Source organism: Atlantibacter sp. MEI4A-1023, assembly GCF_056155425.1.
Map to the genome: position 1 here is coordinate 3191771 of NZ_CM149568.1, position 20530 is coordinate 3212300.

Annotated in this window: 16 protein-coding genes; 4 read left to right on the forward strand and 12 right to left on the reverse strand. The window is 54.9% G+C overall.

The genetic code is table 11. From position 1 onward, the window contains the following. Nucleotides 1-5: 5 nt before the first annotated feature. From nuoH to lrhA, 8 genes are all read right to left on the reverse strand, one after another. Nucleotides 6-983, reverse strand: a complete 978-nt coding sequence (gene nuoH / locus ACVV26_RS15215) for an NADH-quinone oxidoreductase subunit NuoH (RefSeq protein WP_125291544.1) — start codon at nt 981-983, stop codon at nt 6-8. After that, the gene (nuoG, locus tag ACVV26_RS15220) at nt 980-3706 is read right to left on the reverse strand and encodes an NADH-quinone oxidoreductase subunit NuoG (RefSeq protein WP_474798084.1); all 2727 of its coding nucleotides are present in this window, start codon (nt 3704-3706) and stop codon (nt 980-982) included. The genes nuoH and nuoG overlap by 4 nt, the downstream gene beginning before the upstream one ends. 94 nt (nt 3707-3800) lie before the next feature. Then, nucleotides 3801-5138, reverse strand: a complete 1338-nt coding sequence (gene nuoF / locus ACVV26_RS15225; protein WP_125291542.1) for an NADH-quinone oxidoreductase subunit NuoF — start codon at nt 5136-5138, stop codon at nt 3801-3803. Continuing rightward, complete coding sequence (gene nuoE / locus ACVV26_RS15230) at nt 5135-5635, reverse strand: NADH-quinone oxidoreductase subunit NuoE (RefSeq protein ID WP_165459982.1); 501 nt, start codon at nt 5633-5635, stop codon at nt 5135-5137. Before nuoE ends, nuoF begins: the two co-directional genes overlap by 4 nt. 2 nt (nt 5636-5637) lie before the next feature. Next, complete coding sequence (gene nuoC / locus ACVV26_RS15235; protein ID WP_474798086.1) at nt 5638-7449, reverse strand: NADH-quinone oxidoreductase subunit C/D; 1812 nt, start codon at nt 7447-7449, stop codon at nt 5638-5640. An 89-nt stretch (nt 7450-7538) separates the two neighbouring features. Next, nucleotides 7539-8213: an NADH-quinone oxidoreductase subunit NuoB gene (nuoB, locus tag ACVV26_RS15240; protein ID WP_002463453.1), complete on the reverse strand. Its 675-nt coding sequence runs from the start codon at nt 8211-8213 to the stop codon at nt 7539-7541. Between the two features lie 15 nt (nt 8214-8228). Further along, nucleotides 8229-8675, reverse strand: a complete 447-nt coding sequence (nuoA, locus tag ACVV26_RS15245) for an NADH-quinone oxidoreductase subunit NuoA (protein WP_125291540.1) — start codon at nt 8673-8675, stop codon at nt 8229-8231. A 614-nt stretch (nt 8676-9289) separates the two neighbouring features. Beyond that, a complete protein-coding gene (gene lrhA, locus ACVV26_RS15250) occupies nt 9290-10222 on the reverse strand; it encodes a transcriptional regulator LrhA (protein ID WP_474798088.1) in 933 nt (310 codons plus the stop codon). Between the two features lie 983 nt (nt 10223-11205). On the opposite strand from lrhA, the gene alaA reads away from it, so the two are divergent. Together alaA and yfbR are read left to right on the forward strand one after the other, a co-directional pair. Next, the gene (alaA, locus tag ACVV26_RS15255; protein ID WP_312978276.1) at nt 11206-12420 is read left to right on the forward strand and encodes an alanine transaminase AlaA; all 1215 of its coding nucleotides are present in this window, start codon (nt 11206-11208) and stop codon (nt 12418-12420) included. 78 nt (nt 12421-12498) lie between these two features. Next, nucleotides 12499-13098, forward strand: a complete 600-nt coding sequence (gene yfbR, locus ACVV26_RS15260; RefSeq protein ID WP_312978274.1) for a 5'-deoxynucleotidase — start codon at nt 12499-12501, stop codon at nt 13096-13098. Nucleotides 13099-13100: 2 nt separating this feature from the next. Here the strand turns inward: yfbR and ACVV26_RS15265 are convergent, their stop codons facing one another. The 4 genes from ACVV26_RS15265 to yfbV form a co-directional block, all read right to left on the reverse strand. Beyond that, entirely contained in the window at nt 13101-14933 is a 1833-nt protein-coding gene (locus ACVV26_RS15265) for an SLC13 family permease (RefSeq protein ID WP_474798090.1), read from the reverse strand. 130 nt (nt 14934-15063) lie between these two features. After that, complete coding sequence (locus ACVV26_RS15270) at nt 15064-15726, reverse strand: sugar phosphatase (RefSeq protein ID WP_474798092.1); 663 nt, start codon at nt 15724-15726, stop codon at nt 15064-15066. A 12-nt stretch (nt 15727-15738) separates the two neighbouring features. Then, complete coding sequence (locus ACVV26_RS15275; RefSeq protein WP_474798094.1) at nt 15739-16233, reverse strand: YfbU family protein; 495 nt, start codon at nt 16231-16233, stop codon at nt 15739-15741. Nucleotides 16234-16306: 73 nt separating this feature from the next. Beyond that, nucleotides 16307-16762 carry a terminus macrodomain insulation protein YfbV gene (gene yfbV, locus ACVV26_RS15280; protein WP_144130262.1) on the reverse strand — a complete coding sequence of 152 codons (456 nt, stop codon included), beginning with the start codon at nt 16760-16762 and terminating at the stop codon, nt 16307-16309. Nucleotides 16763-17092: 330 nt separating this feature from the next. Between yfbV and ackA the strand changes: the two genes are divergently transcribed. Together ackA and pta are read left to right on the forward strand one after the other, a co-directional pair. Next, entirely contained in the window at nt 17093-18295 is a 1203-nt protein-coding gene (ackA, locus tag ACVV26_RS15285) for an acetate kinase (protein ID WP_474798096.1), read from the forward strand. An 80-nt stretch (nt 18296-18375) separates the two neighbouring features. Next, nucleotides 18376-20517, forward strand: coding sequence for a phosphate acetyltransferase (gene pta / locus ACVV26_RS15290; protein WP_474798098.1), 2142 nt, complete (start codon nt 18376-18378; stop codon nt 20515-20517). The last annotated feature ends 13 nt before the right edge of the window (nt 20518-20530 follow it).

Sequence of the window (20530 nt, forward strand, 5' to 3'; positions counted from 1 at the left end):
ACCCCTTATTGCGCCTGCCACAAAATGACAGCCGCCGTTGCCAACAAGTTGATAAGCGTCAACGGCAGGCACACTTTCCAGCCGAAGGACATTACCTGGTCATAACGCGGACGCGGTAATGAGGCGCGAATCAAAATAAACATCATCATGAAGAACGCGGTTTTCAGCGCGAACCAGATGAAAGGAGGCAACCACGGGCCATGCCAGCCACCGAAGAACAGCGTAACCATCAGCGCCGACACGGTAACGATACCGATGTACTCACCCACGAAGAACAAACCGAATTTCATACCGGAATATTCGATGTGGTAACCATCCGCCAGTTCCTGCTCGGCTTCCGGTTGGTCAAACGGGTGGCGGTGGCACACCGCCACGCCGGCAATCGCAAAGGTCACAAAACCAAAGAACTGGGGAATGACGTTCCAGATGTCCGCCTGGTTGTTGACGATGTCGGTCATGTTGAATGAACCGGCCTGCGCCACCACCCCCATCAGGGAAAGGCCTAAAAATACTTCATAGCTCAGGGTTTGCGCAGACGCACGCATTGCCCCCAGCAGGGAGTATTTGTTGTTGCTCGACCAGCCGGCGAACAGCACCGCGTATACCGCGAGTCCCGCCATCATCAGGAAGAACAGGATCCCGATGTTCAGATCGGCCACCACCCAGCTCGGGCTGACCGGCACAATCGCAAAAGCCAGCAGCAGCGAGGTAAAGGCGATCATCGGTGCCAGGGTAAAGATGACGCGGTCGGTAAAGCGCGGGACCCAGTCTTCTTTAAAGAACATCTTGATCATATCCGCAACCAGCTGGAGCGAACCGCCCCAGCCTACGCGGTTCGGTCCATAGCGGTTCTGGAACAGGCCCAGAAGGCGGCGTTCGCCGAAGCTCATGAACGCCCCGCAGGTGACGACCACCAGCAGAATGACAACCGCTTTCAGGATGGTCAGCAGAATCTCAATAACATCCGGTGTTAACCAACTCATTGTTGAGCCTCCTGCAGATCCTCAAGACGCGCACCGGCCAGTACTGGCGCGATACCCGGCATGCCCATCGGTAAGCCGACCTGCCCTGCCGTCAGCCCTTCGGAGATCACCAGCGGTAAGGTCACGGTTTGGCCGTCGTAATTAAAGGAGACCTTCGCGCCCGCGTTTACGCCAAGCTTCGCGGCATCTGCCGGGTTGAGCTTGAGGTAAGGCTGCGGCATACGTTGCTGGAATACCGGTGAACGCTGGGACATTTCATCACTGCCGAACAGGTGGTAATACGGCGCGATACGCCATTCCCCGTCCTGCGCAGTGAAGCCTGCCGGTACGTCGCGGAAGTAATCCAGACCGGTTTCCGACGCTTCAATCAGACGCACGCCCGGATCGCCGTGGCGCAGTTTACCCCCCACTTCGTCCTGGAATTTATTCCAGGCCTGCGGGGAGTTCCAGCCCGGAGCCCAGGCAAACGGCACCTGAGAACGCGGCGCATCCGGATGGTTGTTCCCTTCCATCGAGAAGGCGAACATGGTGTCTTTATCCTGCGGCTGGCGCGGTTCATGCACGCTGATGTTGGCGCGCATCGCGGTACGGCCACTGTAGCGGTGCGGTTCACGGGCCAGTTTCTGACCGCGAATGCGGAAAGAGGCATCCGGCGCGGCATTTTTAATGCCCGCGAGCTGCGGCAACTGTTCAACCACCGCGTCGATGACATGGTCAAGCTGCGTCCAGTCCACTTCACGGCTCTTCACGGTGCTGTGCAGCGAGTGCAACCAGCGCCAGCTTTCCAGCATGGTGATGCTGCTGTCGTAATAAGACGGTTCGTAGACCTGGAAGAAACGCTGTGCGCGGCCTTCATTGTTGATAACCGTACCGTCGCTCTCGGCGAAGCTCGCGGTGGACAGCACCAGATGGGCTTTGTCCATGATCGCGGTGCGCTGATGGTCGATAACCATCACCAGCGGCGCTTTGCTGAGCGCGGCGTCAACGCGTGCGGCAGAAGCGTGGCGGTGCAGATCGTTTTCCAGTACCACAACCGCATCGGCGGCACCCGTTTCCAGCTCGATCAGCGCGTCGTCAAGCGAACCGCCGCCGATCATGCCGAGGCCCACGCTGTTCACCGCACGGGCGATCATGGTGATACCGACGTCTGCGCCACGGCCTTTCAGGGCTTTCGCCACGTTAGCCGCTGCGTGGATCACGTCAGCACTGCCGGCGTTAGTACCGGAGATGATTAACGGTTTTTTCGCACCGGCCAGCGCCTGTACGATCACGTCGATCTTGTTTTGCAAATCGCGATCGATACCGTCAACCGCCGGGGCGCTGTTATCCAGGCCGTGGGCGATGGCGAAACCTAAACGCGCCTGATCTTCAACCGGCGCGCGGTAGGTCCACGCGGCGATATCATCCAGACGGGTGTTATCGACGTTAGTCACGAACAGCGGGTGTTTAGCGCGCTGGCCGATGTTGAGGATCGCGGCAATCTGCCAGTCGGCCACTTTCTGCGCCGCCGCCATTTCGCGTGCTTTACCTTTCACCGCCTGACGCACCGCCAGCGCAGCGCGTGCGCCGGTCTGAGTCAGGTCTTCACCCAGGATTAATACCGCGTCGTAAGATTCGATTTCACGCAGCGCTGGGGTGTGGACGCCGCTGTTACGCAGTACGTCCAGCATCAGTTGCAGGCGCTGTTGTTCGCCCGCCGCGATGCCGGTATAGAAGTTTTCCGCTCCCACCAGTTCGCGCAGCGCGAAGTTGCTCTCCACGCTGGCGCGCGGGGAACCGATACCGATCACTTTCTTCGACTGGCGCAGAATATCCGCCGCCCCTTGCATTGCCTGTTCGGCGTTGAGGGTGATCCAGTCATCGCCACGGCGCTGAAGCGGCTGGCGCGGACGGTCTTTCAGGTTGACGTAGCCATAGCCGAAACGGCCACGGTCGCACAGGAAATAGTGGTTTACGGTGCCGTTGTAACGGTTTTCGATACGGCGCAGTTCGCCATAGCGTTCACCCGGGCTAGTGTTACAACCCAGCGAGCACTGCTGGCAGATGCTCGGCGCGAACTGCATATCCCATTTACGGTTATAGCGTTCGGAGTGCGTTTTATCGGTGAACACGCCGGTCGGACAGATTTCTACCAGATTACCGGAGAACTCGCTTTCCAGCGTACCGTCTTCCGGGCGACCGAAGTAGACGTTGTCATGCGCGCCATAGACGCCCAGATCTTCGCCGTCGGCGTAATCTTTGTAGTAACGCACACAGCGGTAGCAGGCGATACAGCGGTTCATCTCATGGGAGATAAACGGACCGAGATCCTGATTGCGGTGGGTACGTTTGGTAAAACGATAGCGGCGGAAGCTATGACCGGTCATTACCGTCATATCCTGAAGGTGGCAGTTTCCGCCCTCTTCACAGACCGGACAGTCGTGCGGGTGGTTAGTCATTAACCATTCCACAACGCTTTCGCGGAACTGCTTCGCTTCTTCGTCATCGATAGAAATAAAAGTGCCATCGGTTGCCGGTGTCATACAGGACATCACCAGGCGACCGCGGGTATCTTCCGCGTTCTGATATTGCTTCACCGCACACTGGCGGCAAGCTCCAACGCTCCCCAGCGCTGGATGCCAGCAAAAATAAGGAATATCGAGACCCATAGAGAGACAAGCTTCAAGCAGGTTGTCCGCTCCATTGACCTCGTATTCTTTGCCGTCTACATGAATCGTAGCCATAGTCAGCATGCTTCCAGTTATCTCAGCTTAAAGCCGAGCGTTAATCAAAATTCTTTATACGACCGTCGCGTCTTTTGCTCTAAAGACGGCAGGATCACCAGCGTGCTTTTAAGAGGTTCGGCTGAATCCCATTAATCAAATGGGTATTGCTGAACGGCTGTTTGATCCCGGCTTCGAATTCGTCGCGGAAATATTTAATCGCACTCTGAAGCGGCTCGACCGCACCTGGCGCATGGGCGCAGAAGGTTTTGCCTGGGCCCAGGAAGCGGCACAGTTGCTCCAGGGTTTCAATATCCCCTGGCTGCCCTTCCCCACGCTCCAGTGCGCGCAGAATTTTCACGCTCCACGGCAAACCGTCACGGCATGGCGTACACCATCCGCAGGATTCACGTGCGAAAAACTCTTCAAGGTTGCGTACCAGCGAGACCATGCCGATTTCGTGATCGACGGCCATCGCCAGCGCGGTGCCGAGACGGCTGCCCGCTTTACCAATGCTTTCGAATTCCATCGGCAGATCGAGATGCGCTTCGGTCAGGAAGTCAGTGCCCGCGCCGCCTGGCTGCCAGGCTTTAAACTTGAGGCCATCGCGCATGCCGCCCGCGTAATCTTCCAGAATTTCACGTGCGGTGGTGCCGAACGGCAGTTCCCATAGGCCCGGGTTTTTCACGCGGCCTGAGAACCCCATCAGCTTGGTGCCAGCATCTTTGCTTTTCGAGATGTTCTGATACCACTCCACACCATTGGCGAGGATAGCCGGCACGTTGCACAGGGTTTCGACGTTGTTCACACAGGTCGGTTTACCCCATACGCCGGAGCTTGCCGGGAACGGCGGCTTAGAACGCGGGTTGGCGCGGCGGCCTTCCAGCGAGTTAATCAGCGCGGTTTCTTCCCCGCAGATATAACGGCCCGCACCGGTGTGCACAAACAGTTCGAAATCAAAGCCGGAACCGAGAATGTTTTTCCCCAACAGGCCCGCTTCGGTGGCTTCGGCGATGGCGCGACGCAGGCGATCCGCTGCTTCGATGTATTCGCCACGCAGGAAGATGTAGCCACGGTAGGCTTTCAGCGCGAACGCGGAAATCAGCATGCCTTCTACCAGCAGGTGCGGCAGCTGTTCCATAAGCAGACGGTCTTTATAGGTGCCCGGCTCCATTTCGTCGGCGTTACACAGCAGGTAACGGATGTTCATGGATTCGTCTTTCGGCATCAGGCTCCACTTCAAACCGGTGGAGAAGCCCGCGCCGCCGCGGCCTTTCAGACCCGAATCTTTCACCTGGTTGACGATTTCGTCCGGCGACAAACCGGTCAGGGCCTTACGCGCGCCCTCATAACCGTTTTTGCTGCGGTATTCGTCAAGCCATACTGGCTGTTCGTCATCGCGCAGACGCCAGGTCAGCGGATGGGTTTCTGGAGTGCGAATGACGGTTTTCATTTGTACTGCTCCAGCAGGTCAGGGATTTTCTCCGGCGTCAGGTAAGCATGCGTATCTTCATCGATCATCATGCTCGGCCCTTTGTCGCAGTTGCCCAGGCAGCAGGTCGGCAGCAGGGTGAAACGACCATCAAAGGTCGTCTGGCCCGGCTTGATCTGCAAATGCTTTTCAATGGCCGACTGAATGCCCTGGTAACCGGTGATATGGCAAACCACGCTGTCGCAATAGCGAATCACGTGGCGGCCAACCGGCTGGCGGAAAATCTGGCTATAGAACGTGGCCACGCCTTCAACGTCGCTGGCCGGGATACCCAGCACATCGGCGATAGCGTAGATTGCGCCGTCCGGCACCCAGCCACGCTGTTTCTGAACAATTTTCAGCGCTTCAATGGACGCCGCACGCGGGTCTTCGTAGTGGTGCTTTTCGTGCTCAATTGCCTCACGCTCTGCCGCACTCAGCTCAAAAGCCTCGGTCTGTGGTTGTTGATTCTCGTGCATAATTAGCGATCCACATCAGACATAACAAAATCGATACTACCCAGATAGACAATCAGGTCGGACACCAGGCTACCGCGAATGGCAGACGGGATCTGCTGCAGGTGCGGGAAGCTCGGGGTACGAATACGCGTGCGGTAGCTCATGGTGCTGCCGTCGCTGGTCAGGTAGTAACTGTTAATACCCTTGGTTGCCTCAATCATCTGGAAGGATTCGTTGGCCGGCATCACCGGACCCCAGGAAACCTGCAGGAAGTGAGTAATCAGGGTTTCGATATGTTGCAGCGTGCGCTCTTTCGGCGGCGGCGTGGTCAGCGGGTGATCCGCCTTGAACGGGCCTTCCGGCATGTTCTTGTAGCACTGCTCAAGAATACGCAAGCTCTGGCGCAGCTCTTCAACTTTAAGCATCACGCGGGTGTAGCAGTCACTGACGCCGCCACCCACCGGGATTTCAAAGTCAAAATTCTCATAACCGGAGTACGGGCGCGCTTTACGCACGTCGAAGTTAATGCCAGTTGCACGCAGCGCCGCACCCGTGGTGCCCCACTCCAGCGCTTCTTTCGCACCGTAAGCGGCAACGCCCTGGGAACGGCCTTTCAGGATGGTGTTACGCAGCGCCGCTTTCTCATAGGAATCGAGACGCTTCGGCATCCAGTCAAGGAATTCGCGCAGCAAACGTTCCCAGCCTTTCGGCAGATCGTGGGCAACGCCGCCAATGCGGAACCAGGCCGGGTGCATACGGAAGCCGGTAATGGCTTCGACTAAATCATAAATTTTCTGGCGGTCAGTAAAGGCAAAGAACACCGGCGTCATCGCGCCAACGTCCTGAATAAACGTCGAAATATAAAGCAGATGGCTGTTGATGCGGAACAGTTCGGAAAGCATCACGCGAATCACGTTAACGCGATCCGGCACGGTGATCCCCGCGAGTTTTTCTACCGCCAGCACGTAGGGCATTTCGTTAACGCAACCGCCGAGATACTCAACGCGGTCGGTATACGGGATGTAGCTGTGCCAGGACTGGCGCTCGCCCATCTTCTCAGCGCCACGGTGGTGGTAGCCGATATCCGGTACGCAGTCGACAATCTCTTCGCCGTCTAACTGCAGGATGATGCGGAACGCACCGTGCGCTGACGGGTGGTTAGGCCCGAGGTTCAGGAACATGAAGTCTTCATGCTCGGTACCGCGTTTCATGCCCCACTCTTCCGGTTTGAAGGTCAACGCCTCCATTTCCAGATCCTGCTTCTGCTTAGTGAGTTCGAACGGGTCGAATTCGGTCGCACGTGCAGGGTAGTCTTTACGCAGCGGGTGGCCTTCCCAGGTATTCGGCATCATGATGCGCGTCAGGTGCGGGTGTCCGGTAAAGGTAATACCGAACATCTCCCAGGTCTCACGCTCATACCAGTTGGCGTTCGGGAACAGGTTGGTGAGTGTCGGCACGTTAAGATCGTTTTCTAAAAATGCCACCTTCAGCATGATGTCGCGGTTGCGATCGATAGAAATCAGGTGGTAGAAAACGGAAAAATCCGCGGCCGGTAAACCGTCGCGGTGGGTGCGGAGACGCTCATCCATGCCATGCAAATCGAACAGCATGACGTAGGGCTTAGGGAGCCGTTTGAGGAAATCCACTACTTCCAGTAATTGTTCACGCTTTACCCATACCACCGGTACGCCGGTGCGGGTTGCCTGAACAGTAAAGGCATCCGGCCCAAAACGGTTACGCAGTTCACCGATAACCGGATCATCGAGATGATCGCGGGTTTGCCATGCTGGCAGTACGGCGTCTTGCGCGGTTAAATCGGTCATATTTTTCACCATTGCAAATGGTTCTTTGGTGACTGCCGGAAGTGGCTTCGCGCTATTGTTTATTGATATGCGAAGGCTGTTCCACGTCCAACAGGCGCAAATTAAATCTCGTCTGGTGTACGCAAGTTGGTTACAGCAATGCGTTCGCCACGTTTACGGTCGCGTTCTGACTGCATATTGGCGCGGTAAACGCCCTGATCGCCAACCACCCAGGACAAAGGACGACGCTCTTTGCCAATGGACTCTTGCAGCAGCATCAACGCCTGCATGTAAGCCTCTGGACGCGGCGGGCAGCCAGGAATGTACACGTCCACCGGTATGAACTTATCCACGCCCTGAACCACGGAGTAGATGTCGTACATGCCGCCAGAGTTTGCACAAGCACCCATGGAGATAACCCATTTTGGCTCAAGCATCTGGTCATACAGACGCTGAATAACCGGTGCCATTTTGGTAAAGCAGGTGCCCGCCACCACCATCAGGTCAGCCTGACGCGGGGACGCGCGCAATACTTCTGCACCGAAACGCGCTACGTCATGGACTGCGGTAAACGACGTCACCATTTCCACGTAGCAGCAGGAAAGGCCAAAGTTATAAGGCCAGATTGAGTTTTTACGACCCCAGTTCACCATGTCGTGTACGGCATTCTCGAGTTTGCCCATGTACACACTACGATGAACGTGCTGCTCCAGGGGATCGGTCACGATCTCCTGTTTCTGCAGGGGGTAACGGTCATTCTCACCGTCAGGATCGATGCGGGTGAGCGTATAATCCATCTTAATGCCTCGCTGTTACTGCGGATGACGATTAGTGTGACTGCCAGGTTCAGGGTTAATTTGGCTACGACGCGAGCGAGCGGGCGTCCAGTCCAGCGCACCAATGCGTGCCAGATAAACCAGACCAGCCAGTAACACTAAAATGAAAATTGCGGCCTCTACAAAACCGACCCACCCGCTTTCACGGATAGACGTCGACCATGCAAAGAGATACAGGGCTTCCACGTCGAAGATGACGAAGAACATCGCCACCAGATAAAACTTAGCGGAAAGACGCAGACGAGCGGTGCCGACGGAGTCGATCCCTGATTCGAAAGGCGTGTTTTTCTGACGACCGCGCGCGCGACCACCCAGAAAGAAAGCGCCCGCCAACATCAGGCAACACAGGCCGATGGCGATGATTAGAAAGATAGCGAATGCCCAATGATGAGCGATGACTTCAGTGGATGTAGACATACTCATTGCTTAACTCTAATGGTGACGATGTTACTCTCTGCTCTTACTGGCAAATGAACGTCACATTGATTCATGGGGAGGAATAAAAAAACCGTACAACCACTACCAAAACAGGGCTCAAGCAGCGAATTGATGGGCATTTTTACTCCTTTCTATAACCTTTTGTCAACTTTAACAAAAGTATCCTCACATTAATTTACACCAGCAGCACATCATTAACATTTAATGCTTTTAACCTGCTTTCTGTTGACTGCAGATCTTACTTTTCATGTTGTTGAATCGTGTCCGTTATGTGAGCCGTGTAAAAACGCCCCTTTATTTTGGCAGGAATTCTCAACTATTCATCCCCCCTGGCATGGGTATTTTCTTGATCTGAGACACGGTTCTGTTAATTGACAGGAAAAAAAAACAACAAAAACGCTGACTTTTTAACATTAAGTGCCGTTCCAATCATTTTGAAAGGCTGTTTTGCTTCTGGCTCGGCCTTTGCTCGTCGATAGCCGGATGAAAATCAGCAAGTTTTTGCCGCTTTCACGTCCAGGTTATGTGCAAAAAATAAGCCCCCGATGCCATTATAAGCATCAGGGGCTTGTTTTTAACAATTATCCTTTGGGAGGAGGCTAATCCAGCTGGTCTTCGATTAGCACACTGTTTCCTTGCGTCGAGGCCATTTCGTAACCCCACGGATTATAGTGGGTCTGCATCGCCTGGAAGATAACTTGCGTCAGCTCGTTGCCGCTCTGCGGATTTCGGCATAGCAAGTATTCCGTTTCTGGCAGCATCGGCAGCCCTTCGCTAATCCCCAGTACGCGCAACTCCGGGCTCATCATTTCTACCGGGCGGGCCGTTATGCCCAGGCCAGCTTTCACCGCTGCGCGCACCGCAGCAAGCGTTGAGGCCATATAGGAAATCCGCCAGGGGATATTTTCGCTATTCAGGTGCGAAATAATCACGTCACGATAGGGGCTGGGTTCATCCAACACCACCAGCGGCACAGGTTCCCCTTTCGGCAGGATAAAATCTGCGGCGCAATACCATAATGTCGGAGAGGTTCTCAGTACCATACATTCCGCGTTATCGGGTTGCGTGGTAGTCACAACCAAATCGACTTCATGCTGCATCAGCATCTCGATCATGTAAGGGTTGCGTTTTACCCTTACATCCAGCGAAATCTTCGGATAAACCGAACTAATACGATTGAGAATAAAGGGCAGGATGGTATCTGCCGACTCATCGGACGCGCCGATGGTCAGTGAGCCCTGTAGGCTGCTAAACATTAGCGACGTACATGCTTCATCATTGAAACGAAGGATCTTACGGGCATAGCCGAGCAGTTGGATGCCATGCTCGGTAAGCAGTTTATTACGACCATGACGAGCGAACAGCTCTTTACCGACGAGCTGCTCCAGCCGCTGCATCTGCTGGCTTACGGCTGATTGTGTCCTGCAAACTGCCGCCGCCGCCGCCGCAAAGGTGTTCAAATCGGCAACGGCGACAAACGTTCTCAGCAGATCGAGGTCGAGGTTAAGGATCGGACGATTTGCATTTATCATATTGTTATTCACTATCAGGTTGCTCATAGGGAGCTGCCCCGGATCTGTTGCTATGTGTTATCGAAGCGCCAGCAATTCCATTTGAAGCATGCATCCTTTCAGTAAAAATCTACTGGAAAAGATTTCCAGCGTTATCATTTTTCAATTAGTGACTTAAGTCATACATATAGCTGACTTGAGTACGCCGGATAATATCTACTGATATAACATACAAATCCTAAAAAAAAATTGCCAGTAGCCAAAATTCACCGAGGATAATAATTTTTTATTCGTTTCAGTTAAGCGCAACGAGAAAAGCAGTCATAACGGTTTGCAGTGCGAATCATTGTAAGAATATGCTTTTTATTTCAAAATAAAAGAGACAATATAAACAATAAGTTAAATTCAACAAACCGGCTTAATAACACGGGAAAAACGATGTAACCCCGCTAAGACTCAGGTGTAACCAGACGATAATATCCTAAATCGGGAATTTTTTTAAGTCTCAATGCGATTAATCTCAACGGAAAAATGTTTATAAGCCATAATTAAGATTGTTCAGAGAATCTGTTTAAGTCGTCTCATTTTCGACTAATAATTAACTTTCCTTAATAATTACAAATAAGATTTCGTTTATCTTTAACATCATGGTCACCGTGAAAGCGGCATTGAAAAGGCGATGTAACACCGCTACTCGTAGAATTAAACATTCATTTTTACTGAGTATTTGTGACGTGTTATTTGTTAAATGCTCACTTTATGCAGCAAATATTTCACATAAAAAGCATAAAGCCCGTAGCGAAGCGCTTTAAACCTGAGTTAAAAGCTGTTCAGTGTTTTATTTTTAGATTTTAATATCGCAAAACAATCACAAACCCCATGAATGCTCGGCGGATATTTCATTACGCCTGTTTGCCCATGCCTTCAAAACCTTTCACCAGAGGAGTACATTGTGCGCATCCGCTTCCACGGCAGGAAGCAAGGCTCACAAAAAGGTTTGATGCATGTCCCCTATCGAAAAATCCAGCAAGCTCGATAATGTCTGTTACGACATCCGTGGCCCCGTTCTTAAAGAAGCAAAACGCCTTGAAGAAGAAGGGAACAAAGTACTCAAATTAAACATCGGCAACCCTGCCCCGTTTGGCTTCGACGCGCCGGACGAGATCCTGGTTGATGTGATTCGCAACCTCCCGACTGCGCAAGGCTACTGCGATTCCAAAGGCCTTTACTCCGCCCGCAAAGCAATCATGCAGCACTACCAGGCGCGCGATATGCGTGATGTCACGGTTGAAGATATCTATATCGGCAACGGCGTCTCGGAACTGATCGTGCAGGCGATGCAGGCATTGCTGAATAGCGGCGACGAAATGCTGGTGCCTGCGCCGGATTATCCGTTATGGACCGCAGCGGTATCGCTGTCCAGCGGCAAAGCGGTGCATTATCTGTGCGACGAATCCGCTGGCTGGTTCCCGGACCTTGATGATATCCGCGCTAAAATCACCCCACGCACCCGCGGTATAGTGGTGATTAACCCCAACAACCCCACCGGCGCGGTGTACTCAAAAGAGCTGCTGCTGGAGATTGTCGAGATCGCCCGTCAGCACAACCTGATTATTTTCGCCGACGAGATTTACGACAAAATCCTGTATGACGAAGCGCAGCATCACTCTATTGCCGCGCTGGCCCCGGATCTGCTGACTGTGACCTTTAACGGCTTGTCCAAAACCTACCGCGTGGCGGGTTTCCGTCAGGGCTGGATGGTGCTTAACGGGCCGAAGAAACATGCTAAAGGCTACATTGAAGGGCTGGAAATGCTGGCCTCGATGCGTCTTTGCGCCAACGTTCCAGCGCAGCATGCTATCCAGACCGCGCTGGGCGGTTACCAGAGCATCAGCGAGTTTATTACCCCCGGTGGCCGTCTCTACGAACAGCGCAACCGGGCGTGGGAATTAATTAACGATATTCCGGGCGTCAGCTGCGTGAAGCCGCAGGGCGCGCTGTACATGTTCCCGAAAATCGACAGCAAACGCTTCAATATTCTCGACGACCAGAAAATGGTGCTGGATTTCCTGTTGCAGGAAAAAGTGCTGCTGGTGCAGGGAACCGCCTTTAACTGGCCGTGGCCGGACCATGTGCGTATCGTGACGCTGCCGCGTCTCGACGATCTGGAAATGGCGATTAACCGTTTCGGCCGTTTCCTGTCACACTACCACCAGTAACAGCCTGTGGGGGAAGGTTTGCATCTTCCCCCAACACCTCGCACAATGGCACTCTGTCGTAGCAAGAGACCGCCTGAAATGAATCAAAGCCACTTCTTCGCCTATCTTTCCCGCCTGAAGCTGATTAACCGCTGGCCCCTGATGCGCAACGTGCGTACCGAAAACGTCTCCGAGCACAGTTTGCAGGTAGCGATGGTCGCCCACGCGCTGGCGGCGATTAAAAACCGTAAGTTCGGCGGGGAACTGAATGCCGAGCGCATCGCCCTGTTGGCGATGTATCACGACGCCAGCGAAGTGTTGACCGGGGATTTACCGACGCCGGTAAAGTACTTCAACAACCAAATCGCCCACGAATACAAAGCGATTGAGAAGATCGCCCAGCAAAAGTTGGTGGATATGGTGCCGGATGAGCTGCGCGACATCTTTATGCCGCTGATTGACGAGCATTACAGCAGCGACGAGGAGCGTGCTATCGTTAAGCAGGCTGACGCGCTGTGCGCCTATCTAAAATGCCTGGAAGAGCTGTCTGCAGGCAACAACGAGTTTTTGCTGGCGAAATCGCGCCTCGAAAAAACGCTTGAGGCGCGGCGGAGCCAGGAAATGGACTATTTTGTGCAGATGTTTGTCCCGAGTTTCCATCTCTCGCTGGACGAAATCAGCCAGGATTCATCGCTGTAGCCTTAAAACGGGAACAGCAATGGAATCAAAATTACGCACACCACCATCACAATCAGCGTAAACGGTACCCCGATCTTTACGAAGTCACTAAACCGGTAATTCCCTGGGCCCAGCACCAGGGTGTTTACCGGCGATGAAACCGGGGTCATAAACGCCGCCGACGCCGCCATCGCTACCATCATGGCAAAAGGATACGGCGAGACGCCCATAGACTTGGCCGCCGCCAGGGCAATCGGTGCCATCAATACCGCCGTCGCGGTGTTAGAGATAAACAGCCCGATGGTCGCACACATCACAAACAAGCAAATCAGCATCAGGTACGGGCCGTAGCCGCCACCCACCTGCATCAATCCCTGGACGATTAGCTCCACGCCACCGGTTTTTTGTAACGCCAGCGCAAACGGCATCATCCCGACGATCAAAATAATGCTTGGCCAGTGAATGGCTTTCCAGGCGCTTTCCGCATCGATACAGCGAAATTTACCCATCAGCAGGCAGGCGATAATCGCAGCAATGGGATTGGGGATTTCATCGGTCAACATCAGCGCCACCATCAGCGCCAGGCAAAATATCGCGTGGGGCGCCTGACTGTGCGCCGGAGACGCATCCCCCTCCTCCACCGGCAGGTTCAGCACCAGAAAGTCGCGCTTTTTCTGGCTGAGCTGGGCGATGAGCTTCCAGTCGCCCACCACCAGCAAAATATCCCCCAGCTCCAGCGGTTCGTTGACGATGCCCTCTTCCAGCGCGTCGCCATTGCGGCGCAGGCCCACCACGTTTAAGCCGTAACGGGTACGAAAGCCGATTTCCCGCACCGTTTTGCCGACGATTTCCGAATCCGGGATCAGCGACACTTCCGCCATCCCCACATCCAGCGCCTGATCGGAGAAGTACTCACCACGCAATATCATCGGTTCCAGCAGTTGCTCGCTGCAAAACTGACGGAGATCGACGTCAGACGCCGACATATCGATCAGCAGCACATCCCTGGCACGGAACTCGGTGACGCCATGAACGTTAACGATCACCCGGCGAAAACGCCGCCAGCGCTCTACCCCAATGACGTTCGCGCCATAGCGCTCGCGTAGTTTCAAATCATCAAGCCGTTGACCCATCATTGGCGACCCCGGACGGATTGCCAGACGCCGCGCCCTGCCCGCCAGCCGGTACTCTTTAATCAGCTCGCGGAAAGTGCGCCGCCGCCAGGTATCCGCGCCCTCATCTTTGCTACTGCCGGTAAGTGCGCCGCGCATCACCAGCATATAGACGATGCCAAGCAGCAAAATCACCAGCCCCAGCGGGGTAACGCTAAAAAAGTGAAACCCGGCCAGCCCCTCGCGCAACAGCTCGCTGTTGATCACCAGGTTGGGCGGCGTCGCCACCAGCGTCATCATGCCGCTGATCAGGCCAGCGAAACTGAGCGGCATCATCAGGCGTGACGGCGAGGTTTTCATGCGCATCGATACGCTGAGCACTACCGGTATAAAAATCGCCACCACGCCGGTTGAGCTCATAAACGCGCCGAGACCCGCAACTGTCAACATCAGCAGCACCAGCATGCGCGTTTCGCTGCTGCCCGACATGTCCACCAGCCATGACCCCATTTTGGTGGCGACGCCGGTACGCACCAGCCCGTCGCCAATCACAAACAGGGCGGCAATCAAAATCACATTGGGATCGCTAAAGCCGGAAAAGGCTTCGCTTAAGGTAAGGGTACCGCTTAATACAAAGGCCACGATGACCATTAACGCGACCGCATCCATGCGGACTTTACCGGTGGCAAACAGGAGTACCGCCACAGCCAATAAAATCAGAACCCATATCAGTTCGCTGTTCACTCGCTTTCCTTGTTAGTTGACGCGGGCCTCGGGTAGGGGGTGCAAAAATTGACGAAGCACCTGAAATGCTTCGTCAATGATGAAGTGGGAACATACTAACGCTTTTTGAGTAAAGCGTGGCGGGGTGACATCATGAAAGTGCGCGTTTTGCGTAGCGGATCGCGCCGTCGGGCTGTTTTTCCACGGTCAATGCGGTGAGCGTATCCAGACGCAAATTGACCTCATCAAGACGCGGCGTCGAGTCCGGCGCATTCACCGCGATCACCTCGCTGCCTGCCGCCAGCCCGGAAAGAATGCCCGCAGGGGCATCTTCTACCACCACGCACTCTTCAGGCTTCAGCCCCAGCAGCTGCGCGCCTAGCAGATAGGCATCCGGCTCCGGTTTACCGCGCGCCACGCGCTCCGCCGTGACGAACACTTTCGGCTCTGGCAATCCCGCCGTCGCCCGGCGCGCTGAGGCGACGGGTATCGAACCGGAAGTCACGATCGCCCAGGGAATGCTCTGTTCATTGAGATGGTTCAGCAGCGCTACCGCGCCTGGCAGCGCGGTGACGCCGTCAGTATCAGTGGCTTCAATCTGTTCCAGCCGCAGGAACTCCGCCTGGATCTCCGCTTCACTGCGGCCCGCCATAAAATGGCGCAGCGAGGTAATCGCCTGTTTGCCGTGGATAAAATTCAACACCTCATCATGGGCAATGCCGAAACGATCGGCCCAGCCGCACCAGGCGCGTTCCACTACCGGCAATGAATCCACCAGCGTTCCGTCAAGATCGAACAAAAAACCTTTGATCACAGCAGGCTCCCGTCAGGCGTTTACGATCTGGGTGATTTCGTTCGGGCTCAGGTGATACTGGCGCGGGCAGGAATGCCACACTTTCAGCATCCGCTGGTATTTTTCCCACATCGGGGTCTGGGCATTGAAGCCGTGGGTACCGGCATCGAAATGGGTATAGCGGCCTTCGATATTAACCATAAAGCGCACATAACCAAGGTAGCGCGCTTCCGTGGCGGCATCAAAACCCAGGAAGGTGACGCGGCGCTCATCAATGCCAGGATTATCTTTCAGGTTGGCCCAGGAGACGCTCAACGCGTGGTACATCTCCATCACGTCGATGATGGTGCGGCAGGTTTCTTCTTTCAGCTCGCCGAACTCACGGTCCAGTTCGCGCATTTGCAGGCCGTAGCCGCGTTCGATAATGGTTTGCAGGCGACGATAGCGCTCGGCGTTATCCGGGTCGAGCATGGTCATCATTTTGTACTGATTCGAGAGGATCAGACGTTGAGCGTTGGTCATTTCCATTTTTGACTCCTGTTACGCATAGGCGCGTTAAGCAACTCAGATGCCCTCATTTATATGCGCAACAGGGGGCAAATTACAAATCATCCAGGAAAGTTTTGTCTAACTGGCGAAACGCCCGCTTTAACGTATCAGCTAGTGCCTGGTAATCGGGCTTGCCCTGCACCGGCGCGAGGGACTGGCCCGCCTCTTCCAGTTTGGAGCGTACCTCATAAAACCAGTGCAGGATAGAAGGCGGCAACGGCGTAACCGAGCGTTTGCCCAGCCACCACAGGCCCTGCATCGGCAGGCTAATGGCGAATAGCGCCGTGGCGACCGCCGGGCCGAGCTGCCCGCCGAGCGCGATTTGCCAGGTTAACGTAAATACCGCAATCGGCGGCATAAAGCGAATGGCGAAGCGGGTAGCACGGATCACGCGGTTTTCCACAAACATCGGGGCGAGGCGTTTTTCCATAGGCCACGTCTTGGCGTAATGCTGTCCCCGGCGAAATAAGCTAAAAAAGCTAACGGGGGAATTCTCGGGAGTGGACATGGCTTTACCTCAACTTCACATATAAATAATCAAAATTTCGTGCAAGATAACAACAGTTCATATCACCATTCAAAATCTTTTTCAAAAAGCCGCGCTATCAGGTATCCTGTGCCAGCTTTTGATGGCGTAGACCTTAGGGTACACCCTGTCAACATTGAATCGCCTCGCTTTGGCTTCAGGCCGTCAACCAGGCGATAATGCTAAGAATTTCCTTCGTGATGGCGAATTTTATCCCTGCCATGACGTTAATCATAAATGTCAGCGTCATCATGCGCTACGCTGATAGACTCACTGACGTTTTTTTAGCCACGTATCAATATAGGTACTTCCATGTCGAGTAAGTTAGTACTGGTTCTGAACTGCGGTAGCTCCTCACTGAAATTCGCGATCATCGACGCGGCAAATGGTGAAGAGTACCTCTCTGGTTTAGCCGAATGTTTCCATCTTCCTGAAGCCCGTATCAAATGGAAAATGGATGGCGGTAAACAAGAAGCGGCTTTAGGTGCAGGCGCCGCTCACAGCGAAGCACTGAACTATATCGTTAATACTATTCTGGCACAAAAACCAGAGCTGTCCGCACAACTGACCGCGATTGGTCATCGTATCGTACACGGCGGCGAAAAGTACACCAGCTCTGTGGTTATCGACGAATCCGTCATCCAGGGCATCAAAGATTCTGCCTCTTTCGCACCGCTGCATAACCCGGCTCACCTGATCGGTATCACAGAAGCGCTGAAATCCTTCCCGCAGTTGAAAGAGAAGAACGTTGCTGTGTTCGACACCGCGTTCCATCAGACCATGCCGGAAGAGTCTTATTTGTATGCCCTGCCGTACAACCTGTACAAAGAGCATGGCGTTCGCCGTTACGGTTTCCACGGCACCAGCCACTACTATGTGACTCAGGAAGCCGCGAAAATGCTGAACAAGCCGGTGGAAGAAGTGAACATCATCACTTGCCACCTGGGCAACGGCGGTTCCGTTTCTGCAATTCGCAACGGCGAGTGCGTGGACACCTCTATGGGTCTGACCCCGCTGGAAGGCCTGGTGATGGGCACCCGTACCGGTGACATCGACCCGGCGATCATTTTCTTCCTGCACGACAACCTGGGCATGAGCGTTGACCAGATCAACAAGATGCTGACCAAAGAGTCCGGCCTGCTGGGCCTGACCGAAGTCACCAGCGACTGCCGTTATGTTGAAGACAACTACGAATCCAAAGAAGACGCTAAGCGTGCGATGGACGTTTACTGCCACCGCCTGGCGAAATACATCGGCTCTTACACTGCGCTGATGAATGGTCGTCTGGATGGCGTAGTGTTCACCGGCGGTATCGGTGAAAACGCGGCGATGGTTCGCGAACTGTCTCTTGGCAAACTGGGCGTGCTGGGCTTCGACGTCGATCACGAACGTAACCTGGCTGCCCGTTTCGGAAAATCCGGCTTCATCAACAAAGAAGGCACCCGCGCTGCGATGGTCATCCCGACCAACGAAGAACTGGTGATCGCTCAGGATGCGAGCCGCCTGACCGCTTAATCCCTCGCCGCCAGCCTCTGCTGGCGGTGTTGTTTTCTGTGCCAGAGAATTTCTGGCCGCCGTGTATAAGAGGATAAACCGTGTCCCGTACAATTATGCTTATCCCTACCGGAACCAGCGTCGGCCTGACCAGCGTCAGCCTCGGCGTGATCCGTGCTATGGAACGTAAAGGCGTTCGTTTGAGCGTCTTTAAACCGATCGCGCAGCCGCGCGCTGGCGGCGATGCGCCGGACCAGACCACCACGATCGTGCGCACCAATTCTAATCTTCCGGCCGCTGAGCCGCTGAAGATGAGCCACGTTGAGTCTCTGCTTTCCAGCAATCAGAAAGATGTGCTGATGGAAGAGATCATCGCGCGCTACCACGAGAACACCAAAGACGCGGAAGTGGTGCTGGTTGAAGGCTTGGTGCCGACCCGCAAACACCAGTTCGCGCAGTCGCTGAACTTCGAAATCGCCAAAACCCTGAACGCGGAAATCGTGTTCGTGATGTCTCAGGGCACCGATACTCCGGAGCAGTTGAAAGAGCGTATCGAACTAACCCGCAGCAGCTTCGGCGGCGTGAAAAACACCAACATCACCGGCGTTATCATCAACAAGCTGAACGCCCCGGTTGACGAGCAAGGCCGCACCCGCCCTGACCTGTCTGAAATCTTTGACGATTCCAACAAAGCCAAAGTGATCAACATCGACGCGCAACAGCTGCAAGCGGTAAGCCCGCTGCCGGTGCTGGGCGCGGTGCCGTGGAGCTTCGATCTGATCGCAACACGCGCTATCGACATGGCGCGTCACCTGAAAGCCACTGTGATCAACGAAGGCGATATCAAAACCCGCCGCGTGAAATCCGTGACCTTCTGCGCGCGCAGCATCCCGCATATGCTGGAGCATTTCCGCGCAGGTTCTCTGCTGGTGACGTCCGCTGACCGTCCTGACGTGCTGGTTGCCGCATGTCTGGCCGCCATGAACGGCGTGGAAATCGGCGCTATTCTGCTGACCGGCGGTTACGAAATGGACGCCCGCATCAGCAAACTGTGCGAGCGCGCTTTCGCTACCGGACTACCGTTATTCATGGTGAACACCAACACCTGGCAGACTTCCCTGAGCCTCCAGAGCTTCAACCTCGAAGTGCCGGTTGATGACCACGAGCGTATCGAGAAAGTGCAGGAATATGTAGCCAGCCACATTAACGCTGACTGGATCGAATCCCTGACCGCCAGCTCCGAGCGCAGCCGCCGTCTGTCTCCGCCAGCGTTCCGCTATCAGCTGACCGAGCTGGCGCGTAAAGCCGGTAAACGCGTGGTGCTGCCGGAAGGCGACGAGCCGCGTACCGTTAAAGCAGCGGCTATCTGCGCTGAACGCGGCATCGCGACCTGCGTACTGTTAGGCAACCCGGATGAAATCACCCGCGTTGCGGCAGCACAGGGCGTGGAGCTGGGCACCGGCATTGAAATCGTCGACCCGGAAGTGGTTCGTGAAAGCTATGTCGCCCGTCTGGTTGAACTGCGTAAGAGCAAGGGCATGACCGAAGCGGTTGCCCGCGAGCAGTTGGAAGATAACGTCGTGCTGGGCACCCTGATGCTTGAGCAGGATGAAGTTGACGGTCTGGTATCCGGCGCGGTTCACACTACTGCCAACACCATCCGTCCGCCGTTGCAGCTGATCAAAACCGCACCGGGCAGCTCACTGGTTTCTTCTGTGTTCTTTATGCTGCTGCCGGAGCAGGTTTACGTTTATGGCGACTGCGCCATCAACCCGGACCCGACCGCTGAACAGCTGGCTGAGATCGCTATCCAGTCCGCAGACTCCGCTGCCGCGTTCGGCATCGACCCGCGCGTTGCCATGCTCTCCTACTCCACCGGCACCTCTGGCGCGGGCAGCGATGTAGAGAAAGTCCGTGAAGCGACCCGCATCGCTCAGGAAAAACGCCCGGATCTGGTCATCGACGGTCCGCTACAGTATGACGCCGCAGTGATGGCTGATGTAGCCAAATCTAAAGCGCCGAACTCGCCGGTTGCTGGTCGTGCTACCGTGTTCATCTTCCCGGATCTGAACACCGGTAACACCACGTACAAAGCGGTACAGCGTTCTGCCGACCTGATCTCCATCGGGCCGATGCTGCAAGGTATGCGCAAACCGGTAAACGACCTGTCTCGTGGCGCGCTGGTAGACGATATCGTTTACACCATCGCACTGACCGCGATCCAGTCCGCTCAGCAGCAGTAATTTGCGATGCCCA